Origin of the sequence: Propionivibrio sp., from assembly GCF_017995515.1 — a bacterium.
Taxonomy (GTDB): Bacteria; Pseudomonadota; Gammaproteobacteria; order Burkholderiales; family Rhodocyclaceae; genus Propionivibrio.
In genome coordinates this window covers 1-11,292 of record NZ_JAGOIT010000098.1, presented here as the reverse complement: position 1 = coordinate 11,292, position 11,292 = coordinate 1, and the positions used below count along the sequence as shown (strand labels likewise).

The 11,292-nt window shown below is 62.5% G+C and carries 7 protein-coding genes and 1 pseudogene; all 8 read left to right on the top strand.

The genetic code is table 11. The features are described 5' to 3' along the window. Positions 1–657 (top strand): annotated as a pseudogene (locus tag KBA32_RS13970) (hypothetical protein); the annotation flags it as partial. Beyond that, on the top strand, positions 654–1,886 hold the full coding sequence (locus tag KBA32_RS13965) for a restriction endonuclease subunit S (protein ID WP_294359980.1): 1,233 nt from the start codon (positions 654–656) through the stop codon (positions 1,884–1,886). The pseudogene KBA32_RS13970 and the gene KBA32_RS13965, both read left to right, overlap by 4 nt. A gap of 262 nt (positions 1,887–2,148) precedes the next feature. After that, on the top strand, positions 2,149–3,075 hold the full coding sequence (locus tag KBA32_RS13960) for an Abi family protein (RefSeq protein ID WP_294359977.1): 927 nt from the start codon (positions 2,149–2,151) through the stop codon (positions 3,073–3,075). Beyond that, a complete protein-coding gene (locus KBA32_RS13955; RefSeq protein WP_294359974.1) occupies positions 3,072–4,757 on the top strand; it encodes an ATP-binding protein in 1,686 nt (561 codons plus the stop codon). Before KBA32_RS13960 ends, KBA32_RS13955 begins: the two co-directional genes overlap by 4 nt. Positions 4,758–4,855: 98 nt before the next feature. Continuing rightward, positions 4,856–8,152 carry a type I restriction endonuclease subunit R gene (locus KBA32_RS13950; protein ID WP_294359970.1) on the top strand — a complete coding sequence of 1,099 codons (3,297 nt, stop codon included), beginning with the start codon at positions 4,856–4,858 and terminating at the stop codon, positions 8,150–8,152. A 95-nt stretch (positions 8,153–8,247) separates the two neighbouring features. After that, the gene (locus tag KBA32_RS13945; RefSeq protein ID WP_294359966.1) at positions 8,248–9,702 is read left to right on the top strand and encodes a DUF3375 domain-containing protein; all 1,455 of its coding nucleotides are present in this window, start codon (positions 8,248–8,250) and stop codon (positions 9,700–9,702) included. A gap of 31 nt (positions 9,703–9,733) precedes the next feature. After that, positions 9,734–10,378, top strand: coding sequence for a DUF4194 domain-containing protein (locus KBA32_RS13940; protein ID WP_294359963.1), 645 nt, complete (start codon positions 9,734–9,736; stop codon positions 10,376–10,378). After that, the coding region (locus KBA32_RS13935; protein ID WP_294359961.1) for an ATP-binding protein at positions 10,371–11,292 on the top strand (922 nt) is incomplete at its 3' end. The genes KBA32_RS13940 and KBA32_RS13935, both read left to right, overlap by 8 nt.

Here is an 11,292-nt window from a genome sequence, read left to right as displayed (position 1 = left end):
CCTCAGGGAGAGGGGCCGGGGGTGAGGGCAAACGCCCTTCCCGAAATCGAAACCACGCTCGCCGCCATCACCGAAGCGCGCCAAGCCATCGCCGCCGCCGACCTCACGCAGCACAGCGCCCAGGTCGAACTGCAAGCCCGACTCGACGCCCTCGCCCCGCAGCTCAAGGCCATCGGCAAAACGCTCGAAGCCCGCCACAAGCAGTGGCTCAAGTGCTTCGACACCGCCGACAAGACCCTGCGCGCCCGCCTCGCCAAAGCCTGGGACGGCAAGGCCGCGCGCGAAGCCCGGCGCGCCCTGCTCGCCGCCGACGCGAAGAAGAACGAAGCCCCCACCGTGCGCGACGCCGTGCTCGACGCCCTCAAGCAAGCCGCCTACTTCATCCACCAGGGCCACTGGTTGCACAGCCGCTTCCCCAACGCCGAGTTCGCCAACGTCCCCGGCCTGTGCAAGGCCGTGACGCTCGACGAGGTCGCCGCCAACGACTGGTCGCTCACCCCCGGCCGCTACGTCGGCGTCGCCACGGTGGATGCCGAAGACGACGAAGACTTCGCCGAGAAACTGCGCGAAATCCATGATGAGCTGGCCGAGCTGAATGACAAGGCGGCGGAACTGGCGGCGCGGATTGCCGGCAACTTGGAGGAGTTGTTGGGATGAGTTGGCAAGAGGTTCAGCTTGGCGATGGCATTCACGTTAAGCACGGCTTTGCGTTCAAGGGCGAGTACTTCTCAGCATCAGGTGAATACTTGGTACTCACGCCAGGAAACTTCCTCGAAAAGGGTGGATTCCGCGTCCGCGACGGGAAAGAGCGTTTCTATCACGCGGACTTTCCGCAAGACTACCTGCTCTCCGAAGACGACTTGATTGTGGCCATGACCGAGCAGGGCGAGGGGCTTCTCGGAAGTGCTGCTCGCATTCCTGCAGAAGGGAAATATCTGCACAACCAGCGGTTGGGGCTGGTACAGATCGCAGATCCGGGACTGGTGGACAAAAGGTTCTTATATTGGGTTTTCAACAGCGCGGATGTGCGAGCGCAGATTCGTTCAACGGCGACGGGTGCAAAGGTAAAGCACACCGCCCCAGAACGGATCAAGAAAGTCCGCTTGAAGATGCCTGGACTCAGTGGCCAAAAGGCTATTGCGTCGGTGCTTGACTCCTACGACGACCTAATCGCCACGAACCAGCGCCGCATTGCCCTGCTCGAAGACGCCGCCCGCCGCCTCTACCGCGAGTGGTTCGTCCACCTGCTCTTCCCCGGCCATGAATCGGTGCCTGTGAAGAATGGAGTGTCCGAGGGGTGGCAATCACTGCCGCTGACAAGCGTTGCCGACTTCATCAACGGGTTTGCTTTCAAACCCGAGCATCTGCAAGACACTGGGCTTCCTGTCGTCAAGATTCCCGAGTTGCGCGATGGAATCAGTTCAAAGACTCCGCGCAACGTTGGTACAGCCGTTCCGCCGCGAAATCACATCGACACGGGCGATGTTCTTTTTTCTTGGTCAGCCACACTGCTTGTAAACGAATGGGGAGAAGGGCCGGCACTTCTCAATCAGCACCTGTTCAAAGTGGTTCCCAAAAATCTCGCGCACAAACGACTGATTCGTTTTGCAGTTGAAGCCGCTATCCCGCAACTATTGGGGCAATCCGTAGGGGCCACGATGCAGCACATTCGGCGCGGTGCGCTAGATGCGTACTTGATGTTGGTGCCCGACCAAGCAGTGGCTAACGAATTTGCCGCGCTCGTTGACCCAATGATGGACATGGTATCGAACCTCCAAAGACAGAACCGACACCTGACGTCCGCACGTGACTCGCTGCTCCCCAAACTCATGTCCGGCCAGCTCGACGTTTCCGGCATCCGTCTGCCCGAGAAAGTGGCGGCATGACCGGGTCTTTGCAGAAAGCGCCAACCGCGAAAAGCAGAAGGGCCCCTGTAGTCCCAGGAGCCCAGCGCCGGCCGCGTAGTCGCAACCCATTTGCCGCGCACGGTAGCGAATCACGCAGGGATTGGCAAGGCATCGCGGCGCTGCTTTCTTGCAAAGTGCTGGCACGATGCGGGGCGTTTGCATATAATCCAGCCCAACAACACCCCCCACGCCTCTCCACGATGCGCACCATGGGGGGTTACTTTTTTGTGGGGGCGGAAAAGTGAAGTTCGGCAAGCCTCCGCTCTCCCACGAGCAACAGCTCGACCAGTTGATCCAGCGCGGCCTGATCTGCACGAATCGCGCGGAAGCCCTGCACTATCTCGCGCATCTCAACTACTACCGCCTCGGGGCCTACTGGCTGCCGTTCGAGGCCGAGCACGCCGCCCACGCTTTCAAGCCGGGCACACGCTTTGAGGATGTACTGAACTTGTACGTCTTCGACCGCGAACTGCGCCTGCTGCTTCTCGATGCCATCGAGCGCGTGGAAGTCTCCGTCCGCACCGGCTTGGCCTACGCACTGGCGCACCGCCATGGACCGCATGCCCATCTGGACGCTAATCTGTTCAAGAAGCCGGCCCGGAACTGGGACTACGCATCGCAACGTCAGAAACTGGAAGACGAGGCGCGCAAAAGCCACGAGACCTTCCTGCAGCACCACTACCGGAAATACGACGAGCCCTTGCCGCCGTTGTGGGCGGTGGTGGAGGTGATGACTTTGGGGCAGCTTTCCAAGTGGTACGGCAACCTACGCCACGGCGGCGACCGTAACGCGGTGGCGCATCGCTACGACATGGACGAAACCGTCCTGGCGTCCTTTCTCCACCATCTGAGCATCATCCGCAATGTCTGCGCGCATCACGCCCGATTGTGGAATCGCGAATTCACCTTCACCTTCCGGTTGCCCAATCACCGGCCAGCGCCGCTGGTGGCAAGCCTCAACCATGCCGATGGCCGTCGCCTCTACAACACGCTGACGACGCTGGCCTGGATGCTCGACACCATCAGCCCGCAGCATCACTGGAAAAAACGGTTGAAAGAGCTACTGACGCGGCATGGCATCGATCCGCGCCCCATGGGGTTCGCGAAGGCGTGGCAAGAAACCCCGATCTGGCGGGACGCGACGACGATAAATGAGGTGACTTTATGAGTCTCGAAGGCCAGCTTCTTGACCGCAAATCGCTGCGCGCCGTAAACGGCAAGACAGCCGATTGGGCCGAACTCGCCAAGGACTGCGTCGCCTTTGCCAACGCGCTCGGCGGGCGACTGTTGATCGGCATTGAGGATAACGACGATCTTCCGCCGCCCGGACAACGCGTCGTCGTCGACCTCCCCGACACCTTGCGCCGCCGTCTGGCCGAACTGACCGTCAATGTGTCGGTGCGGCCGCGGGTACAGGTTGCCGATAACGGCGGCGAGTTCATCGAGCTTGCCGTCGAGCGCGCAACGGCCGTGGCGTCGACATCGGACGGCCGCTTCTACTTGCGCATTGGCGATTCCAGCAAGCCGGTGCTCGGCGACGAGGTGATGCGGCTGGCCGGCGAACGCTCGGCGCTGCCTTGGGAAACGCTGACCACGCTGGGCGTGCCGCGCGCGCAGGCGGACCCGGCCAAGCGGGCCGCGTTGCTGGCCAGCCTCCGCGCCTCGGACCGCGTCAAGTCGTCGGTCAAGGAGAAGAGCGACGAAGAGTTGCTCGACCATTACCTGCTGGCTCAGGGCGAGTTGCTCACTCACCTCGGCGCGCTGTGTATCGGCCGGCAGATCGACCGGGCGCGGCTGGGTACGGCGCCGGTGATCCAGTTCATCAAGCGCGATGCGCAGGAGAACAAGGTCAACAAGCTGGCGTGGGACGACCACACGCTGTCGCCGATGGAGTTGGTCGACGCGGTGTGGCGCGACGTGCCGGACTTCCGCGAGTTTTACGAGGTGGCCGACGGCCTGTTCCGCACGCAGGTGGCGGCGTTCGACGAGCGGGTGATTCGTGAATTGCTGATCAATGCCTTGGTGCATCGTCCCTACACACAGCGCGGGGACATCTACCTGAACCTGCATCCGGACCGCCTGGAGATCGTCAATCCCGGTCCACTGCCGCTGGGCGTGACGCCGGACAACGTGCTGCACGCCTCGGTGCGCCGCAACGAGCATCTGGCCCGGCTGTGCCACGACCTGAAGCTGATGGAGCGCGAGGGCAGCGGTTTCGACGCGATCTACGACGTGCTGCTGTCGCAGGGTCGGCCCGCGCCGACGGTGGCGGAAGGTCCGGACTGGGTGCGCGTGACGCTGGCCCGCACGGCACCGGATCGGCAGGTGCTTGCCTTCATCGCAAAGGCGGGCGAAACCTATCCGCTGACGCAGCGCGAACGGATCGCATTGGGTGTACTGGCTCGGTACGAGGCGCTGACGGCGCGGGAATTGGCGACCCGGCTGGAACTGACGCATGCAGACGCCTTGCGCTCGTGGCTGGGCCGCTTGTGTGAATGGGGCCTGGTCGGCCAGCGCGGCCGTACCCAGTCGACCCGCTATTTCGTGGAGCCGGAGTTGCTACGCTCGCTGGATTTTCCCGTTGTGACCACGCTCAAGCGTATCGAGGACCATCGGCTACGGGCGCTGGTGCTGGAGGATTTGCAGCGCTATCCGTGGTCTGCCTTTGGGGAGATTCACGCCCGTATCGGTGAGGAAATCCCCCACCGACGTCTGCGCACCCTGCTCCAGCGATTGGGAGATGACGGCGTTATTCAGAAAGCCGGTGAGTTGAGGGGAAGACGGTATGCCTTACCGGACGCTGTTTTATTGACAGATCAGCGCCCGAATCGGACACCTGATAGTCAATAAAGCCGTCTATAAATGACACCGAACTCTCCATCCAATTGATATCAAATACTATTTTATTGACGGCAGAAATTAACAACTGTCTATAACCGGGAGACGGAGTGAGCAAGAACGAGTATTCCGAAGACCAGTTGATCCAGGCGCCAACGGCTGAACTGCTGGAAAAGCAGCTCGGCTGGCAGAGCGTGCTGGCGTACAACGAGGAGGACTTCGGACCGGACAGTCTGCTGGGCCGCTCGTCGGACGCCGAGGTGGTGCTCACGCGCGAGGTGCTGGCGGCGCTCAGGCGGCTGAACCCCGGTTTGCCTGACGAGGCGTACCGGCTGGCGCTGGCGCAGGTGGTGCAGGACGACATCACCAAGTCGCTGATTGCACAGAACGAGGAGAAGTACGCGCTGCTGCGCGACGGGGTGGCGGTGAAGTTTCGCGATGCGGCGGGCCGCTTGGTCGACAAACGCCTGCGCCTGATCGACTTCGACACGCCCGACAACAACCGCTATCTCGCCGTGCGCGAACTTTGGGTGCGCGGCAAGCTGTGGCTGCGCCGGCCGGACGTGGTCGGCTTCGTCAATGGGCTGCCGCTGGTGTTCATCGAGCTGAAGCGCTTCGAGGTGCCGGTCGACAGCGCGTACAAGAAGAACTTCGCGGACTACAAGGACACGATCCCGCACCTGTTCCACTGGAATGCGCTGGTGGTGATTTCCAACGGCCACGACGCGCAGTACGGGTCGATTACCTCGACCAAGGAGCATTTCTACCGCTGGAAGCGGCTGGACGAGGATGATGCGGAGCCGGCGAAGGATCAGCCGCTGCTGGAGATCCTGCTGCACGGCATGTTGCACAGGCAGCGTCTGCTCGACATCGTGGAGAACTTCATCCTGTTCGATGCTTCAGAGGGCAGCACGCACAAGATCGTGGCGCGCAATCACCAGTATCTGGGCGTGAATCGCGTGATCGAACAGCTGCAGTCCGCCGACGCGACAATCCGCGCCGAAGTGGCCGCCGGGCAGCTGGGCGTGTTCTGGCATACGCAGGGTTCGGGGAAGTCGTATTCGATGGTGTTTTTGACCGAGAAGATCCACCGCCGGATTTCGGCGTCGTGGTCGTTCGTGATCATCACCGACCGCACCGAGCTGGACGATCAGATCGCCTCCACCTACACCAACTGCGGGCGCGCCAACAGCAAGACCGATCAGGCGAAGAACGGCGACGCGCTGCGCCGGATGCTGCGCGACCAGAACCGCCGCTACGTGTTCGGGCTGATCCAGAAATACCGCGAACGGGTGACGGAGCCGTATTCGGAGCGCGAGGACATCATCGTCATCAGCGACGAGGCGCACCGCACCCAGTACGGGCGGCTGGCGCTGAACATGCGCAAGGGCCTGCCGCGCGCGAAGTTCCTCGGCTTTACCGGCACGCCGCTGATCGACGACGCGGAGAAGCAGCTGACGCGGCAGGTGTTCGGCGATTACGTGTCGATCTACGATTTCCAGCGCGCGGTGGCCGACGGGGCGACCTTGCCGCTGTTCTACGAAAACGCGGGCGAGAAGCTGAAGATCATCGACCCCAAGGTCAGCGAACGCATCGCCGCGTACATCGAGGCGGCGAAACAGGCGGCGACGCTCGACGATCCGTGGACCGACGAGAAGGAGGAAAAGCTCTACCGCGAGCTGGCGCGCGATTACCCGATCCTGACTTCGCCGACGCGACTGGAGAAGGTGGCGCAGGATTTCGTCGAGCATTTTCACCAGCGCTGGCGCGTCGTCGATACAAAGGAAATGCGTGGCGGCGGCAAGGCGTTGATGGTCTGCCTGGACAAGATCACCTGCGTGAAGATGCACGATCTGATCGTCGCCAAGTGGCAGGAGAAGGCCGCGCAACTGGAAGCCGGCGTTGCGGCTGAAGAGGCGCTGTTCGCCGCCAAGGGCAAAACACCAACCGGCTTGCTCAAGCAGCGCCGCGAGCAGGTGGAATGGATGAAGGCGACCGAGTGCTGCGTGGTGGTGTCGCAGGAACAGGGCGAGGTGGCCGAATTCGCCAAGTGGCGCAATTTCCGCGACGAGCCGCTGGACATCACGCCGCACCGCGAGAAGATGGTGAAGCGCGATCTGCAAAACGAGTTCAAGAAGGCCGACCACCCCTTCCGCATCGCCATCGTCTGCGCGATGTGGCTCACAGGTTTCGACGTGAAGTGCCTGGCGACGCTGTATCTGGACAAGCCGATGCAGGGCCACACGCTGATGCAGGCGATCGCGCGCGTGAATCGCGTCGGCGGCGGCAAGAAGCACGGCCTGATCATCGACTACAACGGCATGATCAAGAGCCTGCGCCGCGCGCTCGCGAGGTTTGCCCAGGGCGACCGGACCGGCACCGGCAAGGGGGAAGGCGAGCAGGATTCGGCGCGGGAGAGCGCGGAGGCGATTGCCGAATATGCGGAGCGGATCGAGGCGGCGAGCGAGTTTGTCGGCGATCTCGGCATCGATCTCGATGCGCTGATCACCGCCACGGGCTTCGGGAAGCAACAACGGATTCTCGGCGCCGTGAACGTGCTGTGCGAAAGCGACGAGCGGCGCAAGACGTTTCAGGTCATCGTCGAGGATTTGCAGGCGTGGCATCGGAACCTCTTCCCGCATCCGGGACTGTTCGAGTTTGACGCTGAGGAGAGTGCGCTCTCCGCGATCTACAACAAACTGCAGGACGCGCGCGTGTCGCCCGATGTGAGCGGCTTGCTGCAGGACTTGTACGACGTGGTCGATTTCGCGGTGGGTACGGATGCACCGAAGGTGGAGGAGCCGACGGCGCGCTATGACCTCTCGAACATCGATTTCTCCCGCCTGCGCGCCGAGTTCGAGAAGACGCCGTTCAAGAACGTCGTGGCGATGAACCTGATGGAGAAGATCGAGCAGCGGCTGGCGGCGATGGTGGCGCGCAACCCGACGCGCGTCGACCTCTACGAGCGTTATCAGGCGATCGTTCAGGAATACAACAAGGACAAGGACGCGGCGGAAATCCAGAAGGTGATGGATGACCTCTTCACCTTCAACGACGACTGTAGCGAGGAAGAGAAACGCTATCTGCGCGAAGGGCTGGACAACGAGGATCAGCTCGCGGTGTTCGATCTGCTGCAGAACAACGCGCTGACCAAGGGCGACCGCGAGGCCATCAAGAAGGTCGCCCGCGAACTGCTCGACAAGCTGGCCGGCGGCAAGCTGCAGATCGACCACTGGCGCGAGAAGGCGACGGCACAGGCGCAGGTCAAGGCGGAAATCATCAAACATCTCTTTGCCCATCTGCCCGCAGGCGCTTTTGCTTCCGATGAGATCAACCTCAAGGCTGGAGCGGTATTTGCGCATCTCTACACGACGGGGCTACAGGGTGACACGAGGGTTTATCACTGAGATGGACACGAGCAAATCAGCAACGCATCAACAAACGAGTGACACGCCGGTTTCCCTGGATTCTTTCACCTTGACTATTCAGATTGTCTGAAAGCATGCCTCTCGATTTCTCGACCCTCGACACCCTGCGCACCCACAACCCCGCGTGGCGGCTGCTGCGTTCGGATCACGCGCCGCTGGTGACGAGTTTCCTGCAGCGGGTGTTCGTTACGCCCAACGTACGGGTGATCGCTGCGGTCGATCTGGCCGAGGCGCTGGAAGACGAGTTGTACGCGCTGCGCCTGCAAATCGGCGAGAACGCATTTCCCAAAGCGGCGATCGACTATCTGAACGATTGGGCGGCGGCGGACAAGAGCTGGCTGCGCAAGTTCTACAAGCCGGGCACCGACGAAGCGCAATTCGACCTGACCCCCGCTACCGAAAAAGCGATTGCCTGGCTGGCGCAGCTCTCGGAGCGTCAGTTCGTCGGCACCGAATCGCGCCTGCTCACCCTGTTCGATCTGCTCAAGCAGATGCAGGAAGGCAGCGAGGCCGACCCCGCCAAGCGCATCGCCGAGTTGCGCAAGAAGCGCGGCGAGATCGATGCCGAGATCGCACGGATCGAAGGCGGCGACGTTACGCTGCTTGACGACACGGCGCTGAAAGATCGTTTCCAGCAGTTCATGCAGGGCGCGCGCGAGTTGCTGGCGGACTTTCGTGAGGTGGAACACAACTTTCGCCAGCTCGACCGGCGCGTGCGCGAGCGCATCGCCCTGTGGGAAGGCAGCAAGGGCGCGTTGCTGGAACAGATCATGGGCGAGCGCGACGCGATTGCCGATTCGGACCAGGGCAAGAGCTTCCGCGCGTTCTGGGATTTCCTGCTCTCCAGCCGCCGCCAGGAAGAACTGACCGAACTGCTGGAGCACGTACTGGCCTTGCCGGCCGTCGCCTCAATGCAGCCCGATGCGCGCACCCGCCGCATGCATTACGACTGGATGGAAGCCGGCGAACACACCCAGCGCACGGTCGCCGCCTTGTCGCAGCAACTTCGCCGTTTTCTCGATGATCAGGCCTGGCTGGAAAACCGCCGCATCATGGATATCCTGCACGGCATCGAGAGCAAGGCGCTGGCGCTGCGCGAAGCGCCGCCTGCCGGCCTGGTGATGGAGATCGCCGACGCGTGTGCCGACATCGAGCTGGCGATGGAGCGCCCGCTGTTTACCCCGGCGCTGAAGCCGGTCATCGTCAGCTTGGCCCTGCAGGCGGGCGAACAGGATATCGACGCCGGTGCGCTGTTCGATCAGGTGGTGGTGGATAAGGCCCGGCTGACCCGCCATATCCGCCACGCCTTGCAGGACAAGGCGCAGATCAGCCTGTCCGACCTGATCGGCGCCCAACCGCTGCAGCACGGTCTGGCCGAGTTGGTCGCCTACCTGCAACTGGGCAGCGATGCCTTCAATGCCGTAGTGGATGAAAACTCACCCGAACCGATCCAGTGGCAGGCGCATACCGCCAACGGCGAACCGGTGACCCGCACGGCGCACTTGCCGCGCGTGATCTTCGTGCGCTGAACCACAAGAAATCCTCCGGAAAAGACAAGAAATGGAACAAGACATCACCAGCGCGCCCGATCTCTCGACATTGCTGATCGGCCTGCTCAAGGGCGTGCAATATCGCGAACAGGACGAGAGCCAGTGGGCCACATTGCTCAACCTGCAGGCGCGGGTTCGCGACTACGTGGCCGTGCTCAACCTCGATCTGCTGCTCGATGAAGCCGAAGGCCATGCCTTTCTCAAGAGCCGCCCGGAACCGGCCGAGGATGATTCCTCGCCGCGCTTGCCGCGTCTGATTGCGCGCCGCCAGCTGTCTTTTCCGGTGAGCCTGCTGCTGGCCTTGCTGCGCAAGAAACTGGCCGAGTTCGACGCCAGCGGCGGCGACACGCGGCTGGTGCTTGCGCGTGACGAGATCGTCGAGCTGGTGCGCGTTTTCCTGCCGGACGGCCCCAACGAAGCCAGGCTGATCGACCAGATGGAAACGACCATCAACAAGGTGATCGAGCTGGGTTTCCTGCACAAGCTCAAGACGGCCGGCAGCGCGACGGGGCCGGCAAGCTATGAAGTACGGCGGATTCTGAAGGCCTTTGTCGATGCGCAATGGCTGGCCGAATTCGATGCCCGGTTGGCGGTGTATCAGTCGGCCTTGTCTGCCACCAGTACCGGCAAGGGCAAGGGGGCGCGCGATGCGTGAAGTGCAATCGTTGGGACTGGATTTCACGGCGGACGACACCTTGTCCGGTTTTCGCCTGAGCCGGCTCGAAGTGTTCAACTGGGGCACCTTCGATAGCCGGGTGTGGACGCTGCAGCTCGATGGCCGGAACGGCCTGCTCACCGGCGACATCGGCTCCGGCAAGTCCACGCTGGTCGATGCCATCACCACCCTGCTGGTGCCGGCCAACCGTGTGGCCTACAACAAGGCGGCCGGGGCCGACAGCAAGGAGCGAACCCTGCGCTCTTACGTGCTCGGGCATTACAAATCCGAGCGCAACGAAGTCACCGGCGCGGCCAAGCCGGTGTCCCTGCGCGAGCCGAACAGCTACTCGGTGATTCTCGGCGTATTCCACAACGCCGGTTACGACCAGACCATCAGCCTGGCGCAGGTTTTCTGGATGAAGGATGCGCAAGGCCAGCCGGCGCGTTTCTTCATTGGCGCCGAACGCGATCTGTCGATCGCAGGCAACTTCGCCGATTTCGGCAGCGACGTCACCGCGCTACGCAAGAGACTGCGCGGGCTGGGCGCCGAGTTGAACGACACGTTCCCACCCTACGCCGCCTGGTTCCGGCGCCGCTTCGGCATCGAGAACGACCAGGCGCTGGAGCTGTTTCACCAGACGGTATCGATGAAATCGGTCGGTAATCTCACCGATTTCGTGCGCAGCCACATGCTGGAACCCTTTGAGGTCGCCCCGCGCATCCAGGCGCTGATCGGCCACTTCGATGACCTCAGCCGCGCCCACCAGGCCGTGTTGAAGGCGCAGCAGCAGGTGGAACTGCTGACGCCGCTGGTGGCCGATAGCAAGCGTCACGCGGCGTTGACCAACGAAGTGAACGAGTTGCGCCATTGCCGCGACAGCCTGCGCACCTACTTCGCCGGCCTGAAGCTCG

What these genes read in the sequence shown, in the direction of transcription:
- KBA32_RS13965 (WP_294359980.1), top strand. Translation starts at nt 654, where the DNA reads ATGAGTTGGCAAGAGGTTCAGCTTGGCGATGGCATTCACGTTAAGCAC.
- KBA32_RS13955 (WP_294359974.1), top strand. Translation starts at nt 3,072, where the DNA reads ATGAGTCTCGAAGGCCAGCTTCTTGACCGCAAATCGCTGCGCGCCGTA.
- KBA32_RS13945 (WP_294359966.1), top strand. Translation starts at nt 8,248, where the DNA reads ATGCCTCTCGATTTCTCGACCCTCGACACCCTGCGCACCCACAACCCC.
- KBA32_RS13940 (WP_294359963.1), top strand. Translation starts at nt 9,734, where the DNA reads ATGGAACAAGACATCACCAGCGCGCCCGATCTCTCGACATTGCTGATC.